Source organism: Streptomyces sp. 2-1 (genome assembly GCF_048564895.1).
Lineage (GTDB): Bacteria > Actinomycetota > Actinomycetes > Streptomycetales > Streptomycetaceae > Streptomyces > Streptomyces phaeochromogenes.
Genome location: NZ_CP183383.1, coordinates 11,357,242 through 11,378,299, shown reverse-complemented (window position 1 = coordinate 11,378,299; position 21,058 = coordinate 11,357,242). Strand labels below are relative to the sequence as shown.

The 21,058-nt window shown below is 68.5% G+C and carries 19 protein-coding genes and 2 pseudogenes; 10 read left to right on the top strand and 11 right to left on the bottom strand.

All coding sequences use genetic code 11. The features are described from left to right. The first annotated feature begins 39 nt into the window (after positions 1 to 39). The gene (locus ACN20J_RS49535; RefSeq protein ID WP_419668740.1) at positions 40 to 2,286 is read left to right on the top strand and encodes a bifunctional serine/threonine-protein kinase/ABC transporter substrate-binding protein; all 2,247 of its coding nucleotides are present in this window, start codon (positions 40 to 42) and stop codon (positions 2,284 to 2,286) included. Between the two features lie 107 nt (positions 2,287 to 2,393). On the opposite strand, the gene ACN20J_RS49530 is transcribed toward ACN20J_RS49535, so the two are convergent. Both ACN20J_RS49530 and ACN20J_RS49525 read right to left on the bottom strand, forming a co-directional pair. Further along, positions 2,394 to 2,678, bottom strand: a complete 285-nt coding sequence (locus ACN20J_RS49530; RefSeq protein WP_419669098.1) for a leucine-rich repeat domain-containing protein — start codon at positions 2,676 to 2,678, stop codon at positions 2,394 to 2,396. A gap of 544 nt (positions 2,679 to 3,222) precedes the next feature. Further along, a complete protein-coding gene (locus ACN20J_RS49525; RefSeq protein ID WP_419668739.1) occupies positions 3,223 to 3,519 on the bottom strand; it encodes a hypothetical protein in 297 nt (98 codons plus the stop codon). A 356-nt stretch (positions 3,520 to 3,875) separates the two neighbouring features. Between ACN20J_RS49525 and ACN20J_RS49520 the strand changes: the two genes are divergently transcribed. Both ACN20J_RS49520 and ACN20J_RS49515 read left to right on the top strand, forming a co-directional pair. Beyond that, positions 3,876 to 5,579: a SpoIIE family protein phosphatase gene (locus tag ACN20J_RS49520; RefSeq protein ID WP_419668738.1), complete on the top strand. Its 1,704-nt coding sequence runs from the start codon at positions 3,876 to 3,878 to the stop codon at positions 5,577 to 5,579. A 268-nt stretch (positions 5,580 to 5,847) separates the two neighbouring features. Next, positions 5,848 to 7,081, top strand: a pseudogene (locus ACN20J_RS49515) (IS110 family transposase). Positions 7,082 to 7,090: 9 nt separating this feature from the next. Here ACN20J_RS49515 and ACN20J_RS49510 read toward each other — a convergent pair. From ACN20J_RS49510 to ACN20J_RS49500, 3 genes and pseudogenes are all read right to left on the bottom strand, one after another. Further along, positions 7,091 to 7,528: a VOC family protein gene (locus tag ACN20J_RS49510; protein WP_037744795.1), complete on the bottom strand. Its 438-nt coding sequence runs from the start codon at positions 7,526 to 7,528 to the stop codon at positions 7,091 to 7,093. A gap of 216 nt (positions 7,529 to 7,744) precedes the next feature. After that, positions 7,745 to 8,586: pseudogene (locus ACN20J_RS49505) on the bottom strand (IS5 family transposase). 452 nt (positions 8,587 to 9,038) lie between these two features. After that, entirely contained in the window at positions 9,039 to 9,530 is a 492-nt protein-coding gene (locus ACN20J_RS49500) for a GNAT family N-acetyltransferase (RefSeq protein ID WP_419668737.1), read from the bottom strand. Between the two features lie 102 nt (positions 9,531 to 9,632). On the opposite strand from ACN20J_RS49500, the gene ACN20J_RS49495 reads away from it, so the two are divergent. Continuing rightward, a complete protein-coding gene (locus tag ACN20J_RS49495) occupies positions 9,633 to 10,553 on the top strand; it encodes a LysR family transcriptional regulator (protein WP_419668736.1) in 921 nt (306 codons plus the stop codon). A gap of 414 nt (positions 10,554 to 10,967) precedes the next feature. Here ACN20J_RS49495 and ACN20J_RS49490 read toward each other — a convergent pair whose 3' ends face one another. The 5 genes from ACN20J_RS49490 to ACN20J_RS49470 all read right to left on the bottom strand — a co-directional run bounded on the left by ACN20J_RS49490 (position 10,968) and on the right by ACN20J_RS49470 (position 15,318). Beyond that, complete coding sequence (locus tag ACN20J_RS49490) at positions 10,968 to 11,546, bottom strand: MFS transporter (RefSeq protein ID WP_419668735.1); 579 nt, start codon at positions 11,544 to 11,546, stop codon at positions 10,968 to 10,970. A 123-nt stretch (positions 11,547 to 11,669) separates the two neighbouring features. After that, on the bottom strand, positions 11,670 to 12,611 hold the full coding sequence (locus ACN20J_RS49485) for an SMP-30/gluconolactonase/LRE family protein (RefSeq protein ID WP_419668734.1): 942 nt from the start codon (positions 12,609 to 12,611) through the stop codon (positions 11,670 to 11,672). A gap of 95 nt (positions 12,612 to 12,706) precedes the next feature. Further along, positions 12,707 to 13,357, bottom strand: coding sequence for an NADPH-dependent F420 reductase (locus tag ACN20J_RS49480; protein ID WP_189845672.1), 651 nt, complete (start codon positions 13,355 to 13,357; stop codon positions 12,707 to 12,709). Positions 13,358 to 13,395: 38 nt separating this feature from the next. Then, a complete protein-coding gene (locus tag ACN20J_RS49475) occupies positions 13,396 to 14,403 on the bottom strand; it encodes an SMP-30/gluconolactonase/LRE family protein (RefSeq protein ID WP_419668733.1) in 1,008 nt (335 codons plus the stop codon). A 135-nt stretch (positions 14,404 to 14,538) separates the two neighbouring features. Beyond that, positions 14,539 to 15,318, bottom strand: a complete 780-nt coding sequence (locus tag ACN20J_RS49470) for an MBL fold metallo-hydrolase (protein ID WP_361920196.1) — start codon at positions 15,316 to 15,318, stop codon at positions 14,539 to 14,541. 97 nt (positions 15,319 to 15,415) lie between these two features. Here ACN20J_RS49470 and ACN20J_RS49465 point away from each other — a divergent pair, with 97 nt between their 5' ends. The 5 genes from ACN20J_RS49465 (at position 15,416) to ACN20J_RS49445 (ending at position 19,155) form a co-directional block, all read left to right on the top strand. After that, on the top strand, positions 15,416 to 16,348 hold the full coding sequence (locus tag ACN20J_RS49465) for an AraC family transcriptional regulator (protein WP_419668732.1): 933 nt from the start codon (positions 15,416 to 15,418) through the stop codon (positions 16,346 to 16,348). Between the two features lie 138 nt (positions 16,349 to 16,486). Continuing rightward, entirely contained in the window at positions 16,487 to 16,924 is a 438-nt protein-coding gene (locus ACN20J_RS49460) for a MarR family winged helix-turn-helix transcriptional regulator (RefSeq protein ID WP_362001396.1), read from the top strand. A 364-nt stretch (positions 16,925 to 17,288) separates the two neighbouring features. After that, on the top strand, positions 17,289 to 17,900 hold the full coding sequence (locus ACN20J_RS49455) for a DsbA family protein (protein ID WP_419669097.1): 612 nt from the start codon (positions 17,289 to 17,291) through the stop codon (positions 17,898 to 17,900). 35 nt (positions 17,901 to 17,935) lie between these two features. Next, positions 17,936 to 18,742 carry an MBL fold metallo-hydrolase gene (locus ACN20J_RS49450; protein ID WP_419668731.1) on the top strand — a complete coding sequence of 269 codons (807 nt, stop codon included), beginning with the start codon at positions 17,936 to 17,938 and terminating at the stop codon, positions 18,740 to 18,742. 2 nt (positions 18,743 to 18,744) lie between these two features. After that, the gene (locus ACN20J_RS49445) at positions 18,745 to 19,155 is read left to right on the top strand and encodes a nuclear transport factor 2 family protein (protein ID WP_419668730.1); all 411 of its coding nucleotides are present in this window, start codon (positions 18,745 to 18,747) and stop codon (positions 19,153 to 19,155) included. A 102-nt stretch (positions 19,156 to 19,257) separates the two neighbouring features. Here ACN20J_RS49445 and ACN20J_RS49440 read toward each other — a convergent pair whose 3' ends face one another. Continuing rightward, positions 19,258 to 19,863, bottom strand: coding sequence for a dihydrofolate reductase family protein (locus tag ACN20J_RS49440; protein ID WP_419664830.1), 606 nt, complete (start codon positions 19,861 to 19,863; stop codon positions 19,258 to 19,260). A 782-nt stretch (positions 19,864 to 20,645) separates the two neighbouring features. On the opposite strand from ACN20J_RS49440, the gene ACN20J_RS49435 reads away from it, so the two are divergent. Continuing rightward, positions 20,646 to 20,888, top strand: coding sequence for an alpha/beta fold hydrolase (locus ACN20J_RS49435; RefSeq protein ID WP_419668729.1), 243 nt, complete (start codon positions 20,646 to 20,648; stop codon positions 20,886 to 20,888). Positions 20,889 to 21,058 lie beyond the last annotated feature (170 nt).

Sequence of the window (21,058 nt, the reverse complement as noted above, 5' to 3'; positions counted from 1 at the left end):
GAGGCTGGACGGGGCCGTGGAACCGGAGGATCTGGACTGATGCGGGCGCTGTATGCGCGGGACCCCGGTGAGCTGGGCGGGCACCGGCTGCTCGCCCGGCTCGGCGCGGGCGGCATGGGCGTGGTCTACCTGGCCCGCAGCGCCGACGGGTCCCTGGTCGCCCTGAAGGTCATCCGCGCCGAGTACGCAGCCGACCGTGCCTTCCGGGAACGGTTCCGGCGCGAGGCGCGGCTGGCCAGGGGGTTCACCTGCCGCTGGCTGGTGCCGGTCACCGACGCAGACGCCGAGGCCCGCGAGCCGTGGCTGGCCACCGCGTTCGTGCCGGGGCCCTCCCTGGCCGAAGCGGTGGACGGCCACGGCCCGCTGACGCCGTATACCGCCACCGCGCTCGGCGCCCGGCTGGCGGAGGCACTGACCGAGGTGCATGGTGCCGGCCTGGTGCACCGGGATGTCAAGCCGGGCAACGTCCTGCTCGCCTTCGACGGCCCCCGGCTGATCGACTTCGGCATCGCCCAGTCGCCGGGCGTCACGGCGCTGACCGAGCCCGGCGCACTCGTCGGCACCCCCGGCTACCTCGCCCCCGAGCAGGCCCGGACCGGCGGCGAGACGGTCCCGGCGAGCGACCTCTTCGCCCTGGGCTGTGTGCTGGCGTACGCCCTCACCGGGCAGCGGCCCTTCGGCCTCGGCGACCCTGCCGCCGTCCTGTACCGCACCGTGCACGAGGAACCCGACGTGCCCGGCCTCGGCCGGCTGCCGCTCCAGCTGCGTACGGCGATCACCGGCTGCCTGGCCAAGGACCCCGCCGGGCGACCCACGGCGGCCGAACTCGCCCGCTCCCTACGGGATGTCGATCAGACGACGACCGGGCCCGGTCAACAGGCCGCTCCCCATCAACAGACCACCCCTGCGCAGGAGTTCACCCCCACCCCCGCCCTCCCGGCCGACTGGCTCCCCTCCGCCGTACTACGCCTGGTAGCCGACCGCTCAGCCCGTGCCCTGGACCCGCCGCCCCGGCAGAGCGGACCCACGGCCCCACTGGAGCCCACCGTCGTCGACGAGGGACGCGCGCCCTCCCGGCGTCGGATCCTCGCCATCGGCGGCTCGGCCGCCGCGGTCCTCGCCGCGTCCGGCACCGGCGCCGCTATCTTGCTGGCGAACCGTCAGGACACCGCGCAGAGCGGCGCGGCGCAGAATCTGCCCGCCCATGTCATCGGCTTCCAGGCCGCCCTGACGGGTGATCAGAAAGAGGCCGGACTGGCCCAGGGGCGCGGAGCCAGGCTCGCCGTGGCCGCCCACAACGCCCGCAAGGACACCCGCTTCCGGCTCGCTCTCACCTCGTACGACGACAGGGGCGAGGCCGGGCGGGCGAAGGAAGGGGCCCGCAAGCTGCTCGGTGAGCGGTCCCTGTGTGCGGTGATCGGCCCCACCACCGTCGCCGCCGCCCGCGCAGCGGTCCCTCTGTACGGGGAGGCGTTGGTGCCGGTCCTGCTCGTCTCAGCCGACTACGACATCCTGGGGCTGTCCTCGGCCACAGAACGCACCCTCTGCGTGACCACGGCCCCGAGCAGGTACCGGACCATGCCGGTGCTCGCCTACCTGACCTGGGTCCGCAAGGTCGAGCGCACCGCCGTCGTCCAGGACCAGGCCGCGCCCGGGATGGCCGAGACCGCCCGCGCCCTGCGCGAGACACCGCCCAGCGAGGGCACCGCCACGATCCACCCGGTGGCGTCCGGCACGGACGACTTCGGCCCCGCCGTCGCCGCCGCGCTGGCAGGGCACCCCGAGGCCGTCGTCTACGCGGGCACCTCGCCGACCCGGGCCGCGGCCTGTGCCCGCGCCCTGGCCACCGCGGGGTTCACCGGTCCCCGGGTGACCTTCGAATCCGTCATGCGCCCGGCTTTTCCGGAGGCCGCGGGCGAGGCTGCCGAGGGCTGGGTTTTCGGAGCGCCCTACAGCGAACCGCAGTCGTCGGACAGCAAGGCCGCCAAGGCCTTCACCGCCGCGTACCGCGACCGCTACGGCGCGCCTCCCGCCCGCTGGGCCGCCGAGGCATACGACGCGGTGGGTCTGATCGCCGCTTCCCTGGACGCCCAGGGCGGCGGCGCCGGTATCACCCCCGGGCAGGTCGCCGAACGGCTCTTCAAACTCAGCTACGACGGTGTGGCCAAGCCGATCCGCTTCACCCAGGACATCACCCACGGACTCAGACCCGAGAACACGAGTTTCCTGTACCAGGTCAAGGACGGGAAGTTCCGCTTCCTCGGCCGGTACGACCAGGTCAGCTGACCGACGCCGTTCCGCAGTCGAACCGCACACCCTCGCCTCCGCCGGACACGGTCACCACATCCCACGTGAGGGCCGGCGCGGAGAGATCCGCCCGACCCGCAGCCGGGTCAACGCTCCCAGCGCATCCGAAAGTTCGGACAAGTCGTTGTCGTGCTCCGGGACCCCGAACGTCTCAGTACACCACGCCTTTTCCTGGGAACTGAGCCCCAGCACCTCGACGTTGTCCACAGGTGGTTGTGGCCGAGGTCCAGGGTGGCAAGCCGGTGCAGATGTCCGATCTCGGGCGGGAGGTCGATGAGCCCGTTGTCCGCGAGGATCAGCACCTGGAGTTCGGTGTCCTGCCAGACGGACTCTGGTACCTTTCCCAGCTGCTGACGCCAGAGGTTCAGCATGTGCGGCACGGCGCGTTCCCTTCCTCGGTATGTCAACGGATCAGGCGAAGGACCGCAGCAGGCGCCCTACGGCCTCATCGGTGGAGGCGGTTCGCGGACTCCCCGACCGCAACAGGATCAACACCACCCCTGACATCCGCTCAACTTACGTCCCCGGCATGGCCATCGGCCAACAAGGCCCCGCGCAAGGCCGTTCACACGAATCAAGCGGTCAAGGGGCCCCTCCAGGATCCGTCGCCAGGCCTGCCGGTCACCCTCCCAGGCGAAGGCCCCGTCCTCGGCCGGCAGCCAACCCCACAACAGAAGCCGAAGGATTTCCACGGAGGCGGTGAGCGACCACGGGCGTTCCCGGGCCGTAGATCCACGCGGCGCCGGTGTCGGTCGCCGTGAGCTGCAGAGCGTACCGCGGCAGCTGCGCCCGCCCGCGCTCCACGTGCCGGGGCGCCATCGTCTCGAAGACCTCGGCCACGCCCTCGCCCGCCAGTTCAGCATCGAACCTGCGAGATGCCCAGCGCCTGTTCAGCGCCTTGGATGCCGCGTCGAATCACCGCACCAGCACGGAGTGCTCGTGCGGCGCCAGCGGAGGCTTGAAGGCGCTGCACCCCTCGGTGACGGCAGCCGCCGCCGACAGCATGATCACGCTGTTTGCAGTCTTCTGGTAATCCAAACAATTGAATTGTGGAACCACTGGCTGCGCGTTCCAGACGCGGGAGTCCGCGGCACCCTTCAAGCCCCGCGTGGAGCCGCAGAGGCAACCGGCTCCAGGACGGCGGAGGGGGATCGCTCCACCGGCGAGTAATGAAGCTGGACTGGCCAGAAGCAATAGCTCCAGGTCGGTCATTGACAGTTCCCTGCAGCTGGCCCCCTCGCTTCGCACCCAAACGGGGATCTGCGGATCGTGGCGCTCGGACTCGCAGCGAAGGTTGAGTGGTTCTCTGCGAAGACTGAGGGCTGATGGTTCTTCTCAACGATGGTCGGGCGCGCAGGTCAGGGCAGTACGTCGAACGCTGGACAGAGGCGGTCCCTGCGACTCCAGCGGCGTGTGGCTGTGCGGCCCTTGCTCAAGGGGGTCCCGCAAGCCTCTCGGTGCTGCATGACCCGGATTCAACGTTCGCGGAGGAGGCTCATCTCACCGGGAGAGGTCACTCCATCGACGGGGTATGCATGGGCTCCAGGGAAGACAGCGAGAGGGAACCTGTGAACGGTAAGAACCCCATGCCGCAGTGGAACTTCCCGGAGGGCGATGGTCTTCCGGCGCGTCAGCTTGTAGAGGGCACCTTGGCCCCTATCGTTGTTCTCGACGCGCAGCTGCGCCATCTATACGTTAATCCGGCATGGGTTCGGGTCAGTGGCATCCCCGCCTCTTCATTCCTGGGACGGACACTCGGGGAAGTGCTGCCGGACCTCCAGAGCCCGGATGACGTCCTGATCGAGGTCCTCGCGGACGGGCAACCGCGGGAGGCAACCATCTCAGGCACGACCGGGGTCTCCTCGCCGGTGGGCCAAAGGCTCTGGCGGGTGGTCTATCACCGGGTGGATCTGCCGGGACAGGGCGCGTGCCTGTACGGGATCGGCGTGGAGATCAGCAGTCTGCGCCGCTATCTGGACGACCTGGAGACCGCGCATCAACGACTTGCCCTGCTGGATGCCGCGGCCACGCGAGTCGGCACCACGCTCGGCATCGAACCCACGTGCCAGGAGCTGGTGGACTTCCTGTCCCCCTCGCTGGCCGACATGGCCGCGGTGGGAATCGTCGAGGAGGAGTTCACCGGGGCTCCCCCGCCTCCTCCTGGCTTCCTGCGGCTGCGCAAGATGGCGGGTTCAGCGCCCCCTGGGATGGAATGGCTACTGCGCCAGATGGGCGGACCAGGACCGTACGTCGACGTTCCCCGTGGCGTCGCCACACGGCATTGCATGGACAGCGGGCAGCCATGGCTGGGCAATCTGGCCTCGGACGAACTGTTCCAGAGAGTGACCGTAGCACCCGAACGAGCCAAGCTCTTCCGTGCGGCCGGCATCCACTCTCTTCTCATCGTCCCTCTGATCAGCACGGGCCGCCCAGTCGGCGTCGTCCTTCTGGGCCGGGCCGGCGCATCGCAGCCCTTTGCCGACGACGATCTTGTGACGTTCCAGGCTCTGGCCGGCCGGGCCGCCGTCTCCATCGACAGCGCGCGCCGCTACAGCTACGAGCACGCCATGGCGTTGGAACTCCAGCGGGCCCTGTTGTCCGAACCGCGCACCCCCCACCCTGCTGTGGAAGTGGCCGCCCGCTACCTCCCCTCCGGCCACAGCGTCCTGGTCGGCGGCGACTGGTACGACTCGATTCCCCTGCCGGAATCCCGCACCTTGCTGGTCATGGGCGATGTCATGGGCCACGGCTTCCAGGCCGCTGTCGCCATGAGCCAGTACCGCTCCCTACTGCGCACCATTGCCGCTTCCGTCGCCGGCGTCGACAAGATTCTCGGCGAGTTCGACCGCCAGGTCGCGCATCTCGGGCTTGACCGCCTCGCCACCTGTCTCCTCGCGGTCATGGATCCCGATGCGGGCACCTGCACAATGGCCAGTGCCGGGCATCTGCCGCCCGCTGCCGTGCGGCCGGACGGCAGCATCGAGGTCTTGTGGCTCCCGGCCGGCCCGCCCATCGGCACCGGACTCGGTGGCTACGAACCACTCACCGTACGAATGGACCGCGCCACCACGCTGCTGCTCTACACCGACGGACTGGTGGAACGACGCGGCACAGACATCGACGCCTCGGTACAGGCGCTCGAGGCCCTGAGCGTGCCAGCGGACGGCCCACTCGACGCAATGCTCGACACATTCCTGGCAGGCCTCGCGAACGGTGCGTACGAAGACGACGTCGCGATCCTCGCCGCCCGCCCACGAGACGAAACTGAGTAACCCTCACCACTCACGCTTCGATGAGAAGCACTCAACCTTCCCTACGTTGTTCTGCGGGACCGGGCGAGCCCTTCGTATGGTTCATCCACCCAGGGACGTCGGGTGTGGCTTTCAACCTTCTGCCGCTTGTGGCTGGCATTGATTGACCGCCCGACGTCCCACGACGACTCGGCTGCCAATTAGGAATTGCGAATGATCGCTCCGTAGGGAATCGACAGCGAGGTCGTCCGTCGGGAGGCACCAGCACCCCACCGCACGGAGGCACCACATGGCCGCGATCTGGGCCGGCATCGACGCAGGTAGGACCCATCACCACTGTGTGGCCATCGACGAGAGAGGCCGCCGGCTGCTGTCGCGACGCGTCGCCAACGACGAACCCGAACTCCTCCAACTCCTCACCGACGTCCTGGCCCTGGGCGACAACGTGACCTGGGGCATCGACCTGGCCGACGGCGGAGCCGCCCTCGCAATCGCGATCCTCCTCAACCACGATCAGTCGGCCCTCAATCTCTCCGGCCGGGCCATTCACCGTGCATCCGAGGGCTACCGCGGCGAAGGCAAGACCGACGCCAAGGACGCCGCTGTTATTGCCGATCAGGCTCGTATCCGCAGTGATCTGCATCCTTGTACGGGCTGGCGACGAGACTGTCATCGATCTGAAGATCCTCACCGGTCGGCGCATGGACCTGGTCGCCGACCGCACCCGCACCGTCAACCGGCTCCGTGCCCACCTCACCGGCATCTTTCCCGGTCTGGAGCGTGCGCTCGACGTCACCAACACCGGCCCGCTCGTCTTGCTGACCGGCTATCAAACGCCGGCTGCCTTCCGCCGGATCGGCCGCAAGAGGCTGGAGACGTGGCTCCGCAACCGAAAGGTCCACCGCGCCGACCAGCTGGCCGAGACTGCCTTCGAGGCCGCCGAGCGCCAGCACACCAGCCTGCCGGGCGAGAAGCTGACCGCCCGGATGGTGCACACCCTGGCGAAGGAGGTGATGGACCTCAACCAGCAGGTTGCCGAGATCGACAAGCTCATCGAGGCCCGTTTTCGCGAGCACCACCACTTCGACGTGATCACCAGCATGCCGGGTCTGGGCATCATCCTCGGCGCCGAGTTCCTGGCCGCCACCGGCGGCGACATGAGCGCCTTCGGCACTCCCGACCGGCTCGCTGGCTTCGGCGGTGTCGCCCCAGCACCACGGGACTCCGGGAAGATCAGCGGGAACCTGCGGCGCCCGCAGCGATACAACCGCCGACTCCAACGGGTCTTCTACACCTCGGTAATGTTCAGCATCCGCCACTGCGAGGAATCCCGTCGTTTCTACGATCGCAAACGCGCCGAAGGCAAGCGCCATACCCAGGCCGTTCTGGCCCTCGCTCGTCGGCGCGTCAATGTCCTGTGGGCCCTCCTGCGCGACGGCCGGTGCTACGAGCCAGCTCCACTGGCAAGGGCTGCCGCGTGCAGGAAAGAACGCGACCCGCTGCACGCGGGCCAGCCAGTCTGACGGCCCCCGTCAGACCAGGCAAAACTCGTTACCTTCCGGGTCTGCCATCACCACGTGATCCGGCCTGCCCTGCAACTCGTCCTCGCGGACCACGGTCGCGCCCGCAGCAGTCAACCGCTCCACCGCTTCGACCACGCGCGGCCAGCGCACCTCCCACGGTGTTTCGCGGCCGCCACCGACTTGCACGTCAATGTGCAGCCGGTTCTTTACCACCTTCGGCTCCGGCACCTTCAAGAAGGACAAGGTGGGGCCTGCGCCGTCCGGATCCGAGAGGTACGCCCCGTCATCCCACTCGTCCTCCGGAACCTCATGATGTGAGAACCACTCCTCCCAGCTCCCGAACCCTGCGGGCGCGGGCTTCTCCGCATAGCCCAGCGCCAGCGCCCAGAACGCGGCCAGCTTCCCCGGGTACGCGCAGTCGATCGTCAAGCTCCACTTGGTCGCCATGAGCCCTCCCCAGTCGGAGAAACGGACACTACCGCGCTCCGACACCTCCTTGCCCCCGCCTCGTGCATACCCCGCGGCTTGACGAACGGAATTAGGAATCGCTGCGACAGATCAGCAGACTCCGCATACGCCATGCATCGGCATCCTGTCCTTTGACAGCGACTCCAATAGGACTCCGTTAGGTCTGTCTTAGAGGCCGCACGGATAGGCGTGTGGTCATGGTCGGCGGTTCGGGCGTTCGTCCCAGCGGTGAGTCGTCCACGCCTGTCGGTTCAGGCTACGTACGGTGATGATCGTGTCGGCGAGGTCGAAGAACGCGTCAATGACGGTGACGCGCCGCTTGTAGCAGCGGGCGAGGCGGTGAAAGGCGTTTTGCCAGGCGTGAGTACGCTCCACGTGCCAACGCCGACTGGCCTGGATGGGCGCTTTCTCCCCCTTATGTTTGATGCGTCCACGCAGGCCGCGTTCGTCGAGCAGCGTGCGGGTCCTATCCGAGTCGTAGCCGGCGTCCAGGTGCACGGTGACGTCGTCGGGCAGCGGGCCAAGGTCGTTGAGGCGATCCAGGGTTGGGGCGAGCAGCGGAGAGTCATGTCGGTTGGCTCCGGCCAGGACACGGCCGAGGGGAATGCCGTATCCGTCCGTCATGCCCGAGCGCTTCAGCCCCTGCTTGCCGAGGTCGACTGGTGAACGTCCGGCGGCCTCGCCGCCTCCGGGTGCCTTGGTGATGGAGCCGTCCACGGCGATCTGGTCGAGGACGAGGCCGACGATCCGGTCGTAGGACTCCAGCGCAATCTGCTTGAGCTTGGCGAAGACGCCGAGTCGTATCCACTCGTCGCGACGGTCGCGGATCGTGGTGGCCGAGCAGGTCGTGTCGGCGATCGCCTCATAAGAACAGCCGAAGCGTAGTAACTGCAGCATCTTGTCGAAGATGATCCGGTCGCCAATGCGCCGGCGGTGGCAGCCGAGCGGATGGTGCGGGTGGAACTCGGGCCGCTCGGGCAGCAGCGCCTGGAATTGGTACCAGAGTGTTCGGTCAGCCATGAGGGCAGCGTGGGCACGGGTCTCCCAGTGATCACAGAGCGCCGCCACTCCATGATCACCAGATCTTTAAGTCGCGACTTGTGGGTGAATCAGTGGTCGGCTGGAGAGGTGGGCCGGTGGCGCCGGGCCATCGGGGCAGTGTCGGCTGAGGCCGTCCCACTCGATCAGAACGGGCATGGCTTACGGAAGAGGAGTTCCCCAGACTAGGGCGCACGGCCACCACGCGGCGGGAGGCCATGGGCCGGGCCGCGCACGTGACGGGAGAGTTCATCCTCTACCGCGGCCACTCAGGGCCCTTCAGCGGGCTCGCGTCCAGTGCAGTCGGCCCGTGCGGGGTGTCGTCGAGGTAGCCGCCCAGATGGTCCGGCCACGACTTGGCACAGGTATCGCGTGCTGCGGGCGGCGGGGGAACCAACGTGCTGGCGAAGACAGCCGTGGCGAGGCAGATCCCGGGCTCCGGGCCGGGGCGTCACTTCAGTTCCATGAGGGTGTCGGCGCGGGCGTAATAGTCGGCCACCGGGAGACAGTTGCGGGTGATCCGCACAAACCCGGCTTCCTCGTAGAGGTGGATGGCGGGAGCCAGCTTGCTGTTCGTGCCGAGGAACAGCCGAGCCCCACCGAGTGCCTGGGCGCGGTCGATCGCTTCGGCTACGAGTTGGCGGCCGATGCCGCGTCCCTGCGCGGCGGGGGCCACGGTCATCTTCGCCAGTTCGAACACGGCGTCCGGGTAGGCAAGAAGTGCGACGCACCCGACGACGGTGCCGCTGCCCGGCTCGCGCGCCAGGAGCACGTCGCCGCCCGGGCCCACGATGCGGCCGAACGGATCTCCGAGAACCGCCCGGTCCTCTTCCTGCAGCGTGAACAGGCGCGAGATCCACTCCTCGTTCAACGCGCGGAACGCGTCGGCATCACTCTGTGAGGCAATCGAGGAGACCACGGTCGGGGCAGAGGTGTACGGCATGAGGCGAGTTTCCTTTCCGGTGCAGCTTCTCGTTAGCAGCCTCCGGCCCCACTCACTCATATGTCCAATACAAGCGGTAGCCTCTATCGATAAGTTTGAACTATGGATCAGCGAATCGAGCTCCGCCATCTGCGGTACTTTCTGGCTGTGGCTGAGGAACTCCACTTCGGCCGTGCCGCCCAGCGGCTGAACATTGCTCAGCCAGCCCTGTCCCAGCAGATCAAGCAGCTCGAGAAGATTGTCGGTGTTGAGCTGTTCCGGCGGACCTCCCGAAGCGTCCGCCTCACAGAGGCAGGAGCGACGTTCCAGCCACGGGCGAGGGACCTTCTGGGCCGTCTGGCGGCCGACCTCGACGAGGCCGGCCGTGTCGGGCGCGGCGAGGCCGGCCGCCTGGATGTCGCCTTCATCACCTCCGCCACCGCGATCGTCAGCGAACAGCTCCGTGAATTCTCCCGCCGCCGCCCAGACGTCCAGATCAAGCTGCACGACGGCTTCACCGTCGACGTCCTGGCGGCCCTGGAGCGGGGCACAGCCGACGTCGGGATCGTGCGGGATGCTGAGGAGCGAGACGACATCGCCCTTTCCCTGCTGACGACGGAACGGTTTGTCGCCGTCATCCCCACAGAACACCCCGCCGCAAGCAGCGACCATGCGGAAGCAATGGCGCTGGCCACTGACCCGCTGATCCTGTTCCCACGTACAGCAGGAGCTCAAGCGTTCGACGTGAACACACAGCCTTTGCGGGACGCCGGCATCGACGTCCAGGTCGCGCAAGAGTGCTCGAACTGGCACACCATCATCATGTTCGTCGCCGCCGGCATTGGCGTCACCATCGCCCCCTACAGCGTCACGACGCTGCTCCCCGCAGGCGCCCAACGTCTCGAACTCGAAGGGCCTCCCACCGCGAGCCGGATCTTCATGGCCACCCGCCGAGGAGACAACCGTCCCCTCGTGCAAGCCTTCATCGCAGCATCTGAGTCCGTGACAGGTCGTGGCCACGACCGGACCACGAGAACACGTTGACTGCTGAGCGAGCACATCCAAGTGCAGGGCCACTTGAAGGCGAACCGTGCGTAGCCTTATCCGCCGCACCTGGAGCACCCATGCTCGGATAACAGCCCAAGCCGACCACCGTGAACCGCCCCTATCCGCGCAACTTCTATAAGCCCAGGGTATTTCCGCGAGTCGCGATGAGTCGTGCGGCGTCCGCCCAGGCTGCCGGGTGCGGTCCGCTGCTGCGGTGCCTTCACCCGACCGAGTGCGGGCGACTAGGGGCTGACCCCAGACCTGTCGAAGCCAGCCGGGTCGCCGGGGGGCGTGGGGCGCACAGCGCGCGACCGCCGGGTCAGAACGGACCATCTTTCTCTGCATGCCGCAGCGGCGGCCGGGGAATCCGCGAAGTGGCCGATGGCTCGACGGGAGCAGGGGGAGCACCGGTCAGCGAATCTTTTGGGAAACTGCAGCGCCGCGTGCTATACGAGCTGCGGAATTGCCCGCAGTGTCGGGGAAGGCATTCGCTGGTGCCGTGCCGGAGACGAGCATCAGCGAGGACAGCAGGCGGGCGGCGCCGAGTCCGTCGTACAGGTCACGGACGATGGCCCGGGCGATGACGATCCCGGCGGCGCCCGCCAGGCCCTGGACCAGGCGCATGCCGATGAGGACCGTGGGATTGGGGGCGACGGTGCACAGGAGGCTCGCCGCGACGTACACGGTCAGTCCGGTCAGGAGGGGGCGGCGTCTGCCGAGGGTGTCGCTGAGGGGCCCGATGACCAGCTGGCCCAGGGCGATCCCGGTCATGAAGGCGGTCAGGGTGAGCTGGGTGACGGCCTGTGAGCCGTGGAGATCTCCGCTGACCTGAGGGAGGGCCGGGAGATAGAGGTCGATGGTGAGCGGGCCGAGCGCGGCCAGGGAGCCCAGGACCAGGACGAGGGGCGGACGGCGCGGATGACGGTCCGGGGACGGCGCGTGGAGGGCGTGTGCTGTCCCGGCGCTGCCGGTCGGCGAGGGTTCGGACATGTCGGTTCCAGGGCTGTCGGGGAGAGCGGGTCGTGCGGATCACTGTGCTGCCGGTCGTGCACGGGCCGGTGCCGTGCGGTCGGCACGGCACCGGCGCCGGTGGGATGCGTCCTGCCGGCCGCGTCAGCGGCCGAGGCGGGCGATGAGCAGGTTGGGGTCCTTGCCGGTCATGTAGGCGGCGCTGGGGACGTACACCTTGCTGCCGTGGACTGCGATGGACGTGGGGGTCTGAAGACCGTCGGCCGGGGTGAGGACGGTGGTGTGGGTGTCATCGGGGCGGACGAGGTCGACCTGGTTGTCGTCGCGGGCGGCGACGAGGGTGTCGCCGTGGCCGGTGAACGCGAAGTCGTCGATGGACGGCATGCCTGTGGCCCGGACCTGGATCTTTCCGGCGGTTCCCTTGGCGGTGACCGGGATGCGCAGGACGGTGCCGCGGTCGAGGTTGGTGGCCCAGACGGCCCCGTTGTGCAGCTTCAGGCCGTTGGCGCCGGCGAACGTGGTGGGCTCCAACTGCCTGCCCTTGGCCCAGACGGTGGCCTTTCCGCCGCGCGCGGGGAGGCGGTAGATGACGCCGTGCACGGAGTCCGTGACGTAGAGCTTGCCGGTGTGCTGGTCGAGGGCGAGGCCGTTGGGGAGTCCGTCGGCGGGCAGGGCAGCGATACGGCGCGGGCGGCCACCGGGGCTGACAGCCCAGACGCCGGTGAGGTCGGCGGTGCCGTTGGCGTAGGTGACGTACAGGGTGCCGTCGTCGGCGCGGGCGATATCCCCGACGAACGCCTTGCCCAGGTTGGGGGTGTTCTCCTTGGCGGGGGCGGGCAGTGTGGCCAGGACGTGCGGCCGGCCGCCCGGAGTGACGCGGACGATCTGCCGGGCGAAGGAGAAGGTCAGGTACGCCGCCCCGGTGCGGTCGACGGTGATGTTCTCGGGTTGCTGCGAGGCCGCCAGCTGAAAGTGGTTGGTGATGCGCGGCGCCGAGAGGGGCTGGGTCGCAGCGGTGGCGGTGGCCACGGAGGCCAGCAGGGCCGCGGCGACGGCGAGCGTGGTCAGGGAGGTACGGACGTGCATGAGGTGGTTCTCCTGGTGGGGTTCTGCTGACGGTCCACTGCCGAACGAGGGGCGCAGGCCGGCCGTAGGGCTCGATGGGGTGGTATTGCTACGGCTCAGGGAGCGACGATCTTGATCGAGCTGGCCCAGCCGTGGCCCGCCTCGCGGATCTGCAGGGCCATGTGCAGCAGCTGGAAGCCCTCCAGCTGGCGGGCGTGCCTGAGCGCGCCGACATCGACCGGGTTCAGCCCGCCGGAGGTGACCAGGTCGGCGACCTGCTTACGGGCGGCCTCGTCGTCGCCAGCGATGAACACGTCGAGCGGAGTGCCGTTCACCTCTCCGGCGATCAGGGTCGTGGCGAACGTGGTGTTGAACGCCTTCACGACACGTACGTCCGGTCCGGCGGCCTCGGCGATCTCTTCGGCGGCGGAGGTGCCCGGGGTGACGACGAGCGCGTCGAGGGAGGCGTCGACGGGGTTGCTGATGTCGATCACTACTTTGTCGCTGAGCCGGTCTCCGTAGGCGCTGGCGAGCTGCTTGGCGGCGTCGAACGGGACGGCGAGGACCACGATGTCCGCGGTGTCTACAGCCGATGCGTCGGCAGCGGCCATCCGGCCTTCGCCGGTTGCCCGTCCGCGCAGTTCGTCGACAAGTCGTACGGCCTTGCCGGGGTCCTTGGTGGTGACGGTGATCGTGTGTCCGCCCGCCAGGGCGCGGGTGGCGATGCCTCGGGCCATGTTGCCGGCGCCGATGATGGTGATCTTCATGAGGATGGTGTCGTTTCTGGCGCTGTGCCTGGTGGCTGTCAGACGTGGACCCGCACCACGTTGAACGGGAGCACCGGATTGGTGATCTGGAACTGGAAGTTGACGATCAGCAGATCGTGGCCGTCGACGGCGGCCGTGGAGGGGCTGTGCATGCCGTGGCCGTGGACCGTACGCACGAGTTCGGCCTTGGCGTAGTCGTGGCTCAGCTTGAGGACGCCGATCTGGCCGTCGGGGTGGTCGAGTTCGGTGACGGCGGTGAGGGTGTTGCCCCTCAGCAGGAGGCCGTCGCCGGAGATGCCCTTGGCGCCGCCGAGGTCGATCGGGACGACCTGGTGGGTGCGCAGGTCGACGCGGTAGAAGGCGTAGTCGTTGTAGTCGGCGAGCAGAACGTAGCGGCCGTCGCCGGTGGCCACCAGGCCGTTGCCGTTGAAGCCGTCGTCGTAGACCATCGGGGAGTTGGTGAGGTCCACGCCCACGTGCAGCGGTTGCTGGACCTGCTTGCCATTCAGCTCGGCGGCGGTGATGTGCCACAGCGTCGGGTGGATCGAGTCGGAGATGTAGGCGTCGCCGTTGGGGGCGAGGGCCACGTCGTTGAGGAAGGTGTCGGTGCGGCCGGTGTCGAACACGTGCAGCAGGGCGCGGGTGCGGGTGTCGTAGACGAAGACCTTGCCGGTGGCGCCGCCGGCGACGATGAGCCGTCCGGCCCGGTCGGTCTTCATGCCCGCGACAGAGGTCCGTCCGTCCTTGCCGCCGGGCAGGAAGACCTTGGTCGCGCCCTGATGGATGTCACCGCGGTAGACGGTGCCGTCGCTGGTGCTGCCGACGTAGAAGAAGGGCGTGCCCTGCTGGCGGGCGATGCCCTCGGGGTAGGTCGTGTCGCCGGGCAGTGTGTAACTGGTCGGTAGTGGTTCTCGGTGGTGCGTCCCGGTGACGTGGTGGTGGTCGGCGCCGGGAGCGGCCAGGGCCGGGGCGGCGCCACCCAGCACGAGGAGGGACGCGACTGCTATAGCGGCGGCACGGGAACGGGGGAAGCGGGTGTGAGACATGACGGGTCTCCGTACGTGATGCGTGAGTTGAAAAAGAGAAGTAGTCCAACAACCCGGGGCGATGAGCAGAGGGGAAGCGGGCCGCGCGAACTGCCCCGGATTCGCGCGGCAGCGGGCGGTAAGCGCCGGCAGTGCTCAGTTGCCGGCCGGGAAGAGTGAGCGGTTGGCGATGTCAATGATGAACGGGCCGACGTGGGCCGGGTACTTGTCGACGATCGCCTTCTTGTACGCCTCGCCGTCGTCACCGAGCAACTGGCGCGCGTCGTCGAGGTAGTGGCGGATGTCCTGGTAGACCTCCGGGCCGGTGGGGGTGCCGTGGCCGGCGAGGATCGTGTCGTAGCCGGACTCGGCGTCCAGGGCGTCGACGGCCTGGTGCCAGCCGGTGATGTCGTTGTTGCCCAGGTAGAGGTGGACGTTGTTGTAGACGAGGTCCTGGGCGATCAGGACGCCCTGGTCAGGGAGCTTGATGAGCAGTTCGTCGGCGGCCTCGCCACCGGAGACGGCCTCGAGGACGAAGGTGACGCCGTCGATGACCTCGGTGCCCGGGATGATGGCCACGGACGGGGTGAACTCGCTGAGGGGGATGACCTGTCCGGTGGGCAGATGGCTGTCACCGCGGGCGATGATCTGCTCGCGCACCTGGGCCAGCGCGTGGACAGGGACACCAAAGCGGGCGGCACCGTTGTAGTGGTCCGGATGGGCGTGGGTGATGATGAGCCGGTCGATCGGCTTGCCGAGCCCCTTGGCGTAGGCGATGGCCTCGTCGGCGTAGGCGGGCAGCAGTTGGGCGTCGATCGCGATGACGCGGGCCGGGGTCTCGACCAGCTGGGTGGTGGTGTGGAAGGTGTCTGCCGGGGACATGTAGCTGTGGATGCGCACCGCGCCCTTGTCGAGGACCGTGACCGTGCCGTTCATGAGGAACTCCTGGAGGTGGAGGCGACCCTGCGCCGCCTTGACGACCTCTACTTTCGTCGCGAAAGCGCAGGCAGGCGAGATACGCTGAAGACGCGGTATGGTAAAACGAGGACATCTGGAGATCGTGGTGATTCCCGTGGACCTCGGTGACGGCGACCCCTCCCGGGGCGGCGCCATCCTGCGGCTCGACTTCAACCCGCCCGAGGAACGGGTCCCGGGTTTCGAGATCATCGATCTGGCCACCCTGCACGAGCGACGGCGGCGGCGGGGGAGGCGGCCCGACCTGGTGCACCGGGTGGACTTCCACACCCTCACCCTGATCACGGAGGGCAGCGGGGAGCATGCGATCGACTTCGTGACCTACCCCGTACGCCCAGGCACCCTGTTGTGGGTCCGGCCGGGCCAGGTCCAGCGCTTCATCCGGCCCGGCACCGCGAACGGCACGCATCTGCTGTTCACGCCGGCCTTTCCCCCGCACTCCAGCAGCGCCGACCGGCTGGTGAACGAGTGGTACGGGTCAGCATGCTGGCAGCTCGGCGCGAGCCCTGCGTACGCGGGCCTATCGACCCTGCTGGGTCAGCTGCGGGCCGAGTACGACCGCCCGGAATCCACTGTCTCGGCGGAGATCCTCCAACTTCTGCTGGCCACCGTGCTGTTGCAGATCGACCGACTGCCCCACCCCGGCGGCGGCGACGACCCGCGCGCCGGCGGCGAGGTGTACGCCCGCTTCCGCGCCGAGCTGGAACGCTCCTACGCCATCACCCGCCGCGCCGCCGATTACGCCCACCGCCTCGGCTACGCCGTCAAGACCCTCACCCGTGCCTGCATGGCCGCCACCGGACAACCCGTCAAACACGTCATCGACGGCCGCGTCGCCCTGGAGGCCAGGCGGCTGCTCGCGCACACCGACGAGCCGGTGGCGACCATCGCGCGCCGCCTCGGTTTCCCCGAACCCACCAACTTCGGCAAGTTCTTCACCCGCCACACCGGTGTGCCCCCCGGAGCGTTCCGGCTTACCCAGGGCCGGTAGCCAAGTCGGCAGACCCGCCGCTCAGCGTGCGGCATGATCGGTGGGCGGATGGAAGCAGGAATGGGAAAGGGCGTCAGGAGCGTGGACGAGCATACGGAGATCTCGACGTCGAGCGACGCCGCAAACAACGCGCTGATCATGGCCTTCGGGCGCTTGCAGGGGGCCGCGAACCGGCTGGAGTACATCCTGGGGAGGGCTCTGGAGGTGGACTGCGGTATCAGCCATCTGATGTTCGAGGTGCTGCTCATCCTGGGCAGGGCGGGGGAGCCGGGGCTGTCGATGCGGGCCGTCGCCCAGGAGCAGGTCCTCACGACAGGCGGCGCCACGCGTCTGGTGGACCGTATGGAGGCGGCCGGCCTGGTCGAACGCGTCGAGGATCCCGGTGACCGGCGCGGGAGGCTGGTGCGCCTGACGCCGCTTGGCGAGGAGACGGTGGTCTCCGCGTCCCGGGTACATGTCGAGAACATCAGGCGCTACTTCCTGGCGCCCCTCCCGGTGGAGGACCGGGACCGGTTCGCCGAAGACCTTCGCATCCTGAGCCACACGGCACGGGACGCACTGCCCCGGCTTCCCTGAGAGTTGTGGGCTGTCCCGGCTTCTCCCCGCATGCGTTGCTGCACCGGCGACGGCCTCCAAGGCCCACAGCCAGGATGACCTGCGCCCCCGCGTCATGGCGCACGTCATCCTGGCTGTGGGCCTGCTCCCGGCGATCTTCCCTGCGCGGGCAGCGCGGCCCCAAGGCGAGATGCGTCCGAATGATCGCAGGCCATGTCATTCCTGGACTTCGGGTTCGTGCTGGATTCATGAGCTGCGCCGACACATGGAGCAGGGTGAATCGCCTGACAGTCGGACTCAGGAATATCTGACTAGTCAGATACTGTTGTCCTCGGTGAACCGCTCGCACCCGGCGAGCACCCCCACCCCGATGCCGAGGTTCTCGATGCAGCTCGTCTACGCCTTCGACGCCTACTGCGGCTGGTCGCACGGGTTCTCCCCCACTCTGCGCGAAGTCGTCTCCCGCCACCCGGACCTTCCCGTGCAGGTGATCTCCGGTGGCCTGTTCACCGGCTCGCGCCGGGTCCCGATCCGCGAGTTCGGCTACGTCCAGGGCGCCAACGCCCAGATCGCCGAGCTCACCGGCGCCGAGTTCGGTGAGGGGTACAACCGGCTGATCGCCGACGGCTCGTTCGTGATGGATTCCGAAGACGCGGCGCGCGGCGTCGCCGCCCTGCGCCGGATGGCCCCCGACCGGGCGGCCGAGCTGGCCGGTGCCCTGCAGCGGACCTTCTACGTCGACGGCCTCAGCCTGTCCGAGCCCGCCACGTACCGGAAGGTCGCCGAAGAGGCCGGCCTTGACGCCGACGCTGTGGTTTCCGCCTTCGACTCCCCCGAGGCGTACGACACGGCGGCGGACGACTTCCGGCGCTGTGCCGAGCTGGGCGTCACCGGCTTTCCCACCCTGCTCGGCCTCGACGGCGACCGCGTCGCCGTCCTGGCTCACGGCCGCGCCACCGTCGACGAGGTCGACAGGCGACTCGCCCCTCTCTCCTGACTGCGCCATCCCCATCCCCGCAAGGAGCACCAAGCATGAGCACCCTCGACTTCAAAATCTTCGATGTGGACTTCCCGGCCGGCAGCAAGAACAAGACGGCCACCCTCGTCACCGGAGAGAGTGAGGCGCTGCTGGTCGACGCCGCCTTCACCCGCGCCGACGGCCACCGCCTGGCCGCGGAGATCCTCGACTCGGGCAGGACTCTGACCACCGTCTTCGTCTCCCACGCCGACCCTGACTTCTACTTCGGCGCCGAGGTGATCGCCGACGCCTTCCCCGACGCGAAGTTCGTCGCGACCCCGATCGTCATCGAGCACATCCAGCACTCCTACCAGGGCAAGCTCAAGGCTTGGGAGGCCCTCGGCCCGAACCTGCCCACGCGCCTGGTCGACCTCGAGCCCCTGACCGGCGACCTCACCCTTGAAGGACACCGCTTCGAGCTCAAGGGCGGCCCTGCGGGACTGCCCGACCGCCATTACCTGTGGCAGGCCGAGCACCGCGCCCTCCTCGGCGGTGTCCTGCTCTTCCAGCAGGAGCACGTCTGGGTCGCCGACACCCCCACCCGCGACGACCGCGCCGCCTGGGTCACCCTGCTGGACGAAATGGCCGCCCTCAAGCCGGAACTGGTCGTCCCCGGCCACCGCCTGCCCAACGCCCCGGCCAACGCCTCCGGGATCTCCGCCACCCGCGACTATCTGCTCGCCTTCGAGGAGGAGCTCAGCAAGGCCGCCGACGGCGCCGCGCTGACCGAGGCTCTCATCGCCCGCTACCCGGACAACGGCATGCTCATCGCCGCCCAGATCGGCGCCAAGGTCGCCAAGGGCGAAATGAAGTGGGGCTGACCATGACCGACTTCGCAACGTCCACAGCCCCCGCCGACGTCGTACGCCGCCAGTACCTGGCCTCCGCGGCCGGTGACCTGGAGGCCCTGCGCGCCACCCTCGCCCCCGACGTGGAGTGGACCGAGATGGCCGGCTTCCCCCTGGCCGGCACCTACCGCACCCCCGACGGGGTCACCACCAACGTGATGGAGCAGCTGGGCAAGGAGTGGGACGGCTGGACCGCCCACGACGACACCTACGTCGTCGACGGCGAGAACGTCGTCGTCCTCGCCCGCTACACGGCGGCCAACAAGGCCACTGGCAAGAACATCGACGTCCGGGTCGCCCACCATTTCGTCGTGCGCGGCGCCCTGATCGTCCGTTTCGAACAGTTCGTGGACACCGCGCTGGTCCGCGACGCCATGACCGACTGACCCTCCGCTACTTGAGGACAGCTTGCGCGTGTGAGGGCCCAGCGACCGAAGCCGCCGGCGCCGGCCTGGCGGCCGTCCAGGCCGGCTGACGACGGTGCGACGTCACGCAGGGACGCCGAGTGGCGGGTGCTCGAGCACGCGGGGCTTGTACTCGACCAGCTGGATGCGGCCGTCGAAGGTGCGGTGCTCGATCATCTCGAGGGCAACGTCCGGATAGCCGTCGTAGATGCGTTCTGCGCCCGTGGCCCCGGTGATCACCGGGAACATCACGACCCGGAAGCGGTCGACGAGTCCGGCTCGCAGCAGGGACCGGCACAGGCTGAGGCTGCCGATCGTGCTCAGAAGCCCCGAGCCACTCGACTTCATGACGCGGACAGCCTCGACGGCGTCGTCGCGGACAAGTGTGGAGTTGGCCCACGTCAGTGGCTCCTCGAGTGAGGAGGAGAACACCACCTTGGACGCCTGCGTCAGCTCGTCGACGGACGCCTCTTCCTCGGGCCTGAACTCGTCCTGGCCACTTGGGACCTCGCCTGCGGCGAAGCCCGACATCAGGCGGTAGGTGTTCGCTCCCATCAGGTAGGTGACCTCGGGCTGCTCACCGAGCCATGCGAGGTACTCCGGGCCCTCGAGGCCCCAGAACCCGGGCCATCCCTCTCCCGATGCGTAGCCGTCGAGGGAAGTGATGAAGTCGACGAGAAGCTCCGACATGACGGTGTCCTTTCCTAGGGTGTTACGAGCTTGGACCGGCCCAGAGCCACAAACTCATCGGCCACGCTGCGGAGCAACGAGAAAACCCACGACGCTGCTGGTCAACGTCCTGCACACGGTCATGCACAGCGCGGCAGAAGAGATCCGCGCCGGCCGCCTCACCTCCGACCGCGCAGCCGACCACATCACGGGCACGGTGCTCGCCGCCTTCACGCCGCCTGGCACACCGGTACCCGAGAACTGTGGCAGAGCGCACCGACAACATCGACGTCTTCCACCGTGATCAGGCGGTGGCGAGCGGTGACGCCCGGCCAGCTGTCCCAGACAGGGTATTGCGCACCGTCAGATGTACGGCTCAGCTGCCAGTTCAGAGAAGTCGCCAGACCAAACGAGCGCCTGACCATTCAGTTCGGGCCACGACGAACCTCTGTGAACGGCCAGGCGGGCGGGGCGGCCAGAGCGTACTCGGGCACAGACGAACGCGGCATGATCCCCGTTCCTCACCGCCTCCACCGCTGTCCTCGCCGCCGCAGCCGCATACGCGGCTGGACGTGCCCAAGCGCGAAGCGCCTACCGCGGGCCGGTCGAGGCCGTACGCCGTCGGCACCAGCGCGACGCGTACGCCGAGCTCGCCCGGGCCGGCTGGTCTTACCTGTTGCGCACCGGGAACGTGACACATCTAGCAGGTGTCGGCCATCGGATGACCCGGTGGGTGCCAGTCTGCAGGGGAGTGTCAGTTGGGCCTCTCTGGAACTCACGTCTCTGACCAGCGCAGGGCTGTCATGGCGGCCAACCGTGTCGCGTTACAGGTCTACCCGGGCCCGCACGCGATGGCCGATCCCACCCTGACCGACCGCCTGGCCGGGATCGCCCATCCGACACTTGTCGCCTGGCGTGCGAGCGACGAGGTGGTGAACATCGACTACGGCCGCGCGTACGCACGGGCCATCCCCGGCACGGAGTTTCTCCCGCTGCAGGGCACGGGGCATCTGCCGCAGTCCTCGAGACGCCCGAGCAACTCCTGATGCTGGTCCGGGACTTCGCCGGGTCTCACGCTGGTGACCCTGTCGGCCGCTGATGGGGTTGGGCGCTGGCGGGGCAGGGGCTGACCGGACGGGGATTCAACCGGAGCGGAGGTCCGGGCGGGGGTTGCCCGGATGGGGATGATCGGGCCGGGGGCCGGGCTCAACTGACC

What these genes read in the sequence shown, in the direction of transcription:
- ACN20J_RS49535 (WP_419668740.1), top strand. Translation starts at nt 40, where the DNA reads ATGCGGGCGCTGTATGCGCGGGACCCCGGTGAGCTGGGCGGGCACCGG.
- ACN20J_RS49530 (WP_419669098.1), bottom strand. Translation starts at nt 2,678, where the DNA reads ATGCTGAACCTCTGGCGTCAGCAGCTGGGAAAGGTACCAGAGTCCGTC.
- ACN20J_RS49525 (WP_419668739.1), bottom strand. Translation starts at nt 3,519, where the DNA reads ATGACCGACCTGGAGCTATTGCTTCTGGCCAGTCCAGCTTCATTACTC.
- ACN20J_RS49510 (WP_037744795.1), bottom strand. Translation starts at nt 7,528, where the DNA reads ATGGCGACCAAGTGGAGCTTGACGATCGACTGCGCGTACCCGGGGAAG.
- ACN20J_RS49500 (WP_419668737.1), bottom strand. Translation starts at nt 9,530, where the DNA reads ATGCCGTACACCTCTGCCCCGACCGTGGTCTCCTCGATTGCCTCACAG.
- ACN20J_RS49495 (WP_419668736.1), top strand. Translation starts at nt 9,633, where the DNA reads ATGGATCAGCGAATCGAGCTCCGCCATCTGCGGTACTTTCTGGCTGTG.
- ACN20J_RS49490 (WP_419668735.1), bottom strand. Translation starts at nt 11,546, where the DNA reads ATGTCCGAACCCTCGCCGACCGGCAGCGCCGGGACAGCACACGCCCTC.
- ACN20J_RS49485 (WP_419668734.1), bottom strand. Translation starts at nt 12,611, where the DNA reads ATGCACGTCCGTACCTCCCTGACCACGCTCGCCGTCGCCGCGGCCCTG.
- ACN20J_RS49480 (WP_189845672.1), bottom strand. Translation starts at nt 13,357, where the DNA reads ATGAAGATCACCATCATCGGCGCCGGCAACATGGCCCGAGGCATCGCC.
- ACN20J_RS49475 (WP_419668733.1), bottom strand. Translation starts at nt 14,403, where the DNA reads ATGTCTCACACCCGCTTCCCCCGTTCCCGTGCCGCCGCTATAGCAGTC.
- ACN20J_RS49470 (WP_361920196.1), bottom strand. Translation starts at nt 15,318, where the DNA reads ATGAACGGCACGGTCACGGTCCTCGACAAGGGCGCGGTGCGCATCCAC.
- ACN20J_RS49465 (WP_419668732.1), top strand. Translation starts at nt 15,416, where the DNA reads ATGGTAAAACGAGGACATCTGGAGATCGTGGTGATTCCCGTGGACCTC.
- ACN20J_RS49460 (WP_362001396.1), top strand. Translation starts at nt 16,487, where the DNA reads ATGGCCTTCGGGCGCTTGCAGGGGGCCGCGAACCGGCTGGAGTACATC.
- ACN20J_RS49455 (WP_419669097.1), top strand. Translation starts at nt 17,289, where the DNA reads ATGCAGCTCGTCTACGCCTTCGACGCCTACTGCGGCTGGTCGCACGGG.
- ACN20J_RS49450 (WP_419668731.1), top strand. Translation starts at nt 17,936, where the DNA reads ATGAGCACCCTCGACTTCAAAATCTTCGATGTGGACTTCCCGGCCGGC.
- ACN20J_RS49445 (WP_419668730.1), top strand. Translation starts at nt 18,745, where the DNA reads ATGACCGACTTCGCAACGTCCACAGCCCCCGCCGACGTCGTACGCCGC.
- ACN20J_RS49440 (WP_419664830.1), bottom strand. Translation starts at nt 19,863, where the DNA reads ATGTCGGAGCTTCTCGTCGACTTCATCACTTCCCTCGACGGCTACGCA.
- ACN20J_RS49435 (WP_419668729.1), top strand. Translation starts at nt 20,646, where the DNA reads ATGGCGGCCAACCGTGTCGCGTTACAGGTCTACCCGGGCCCGCACGCG.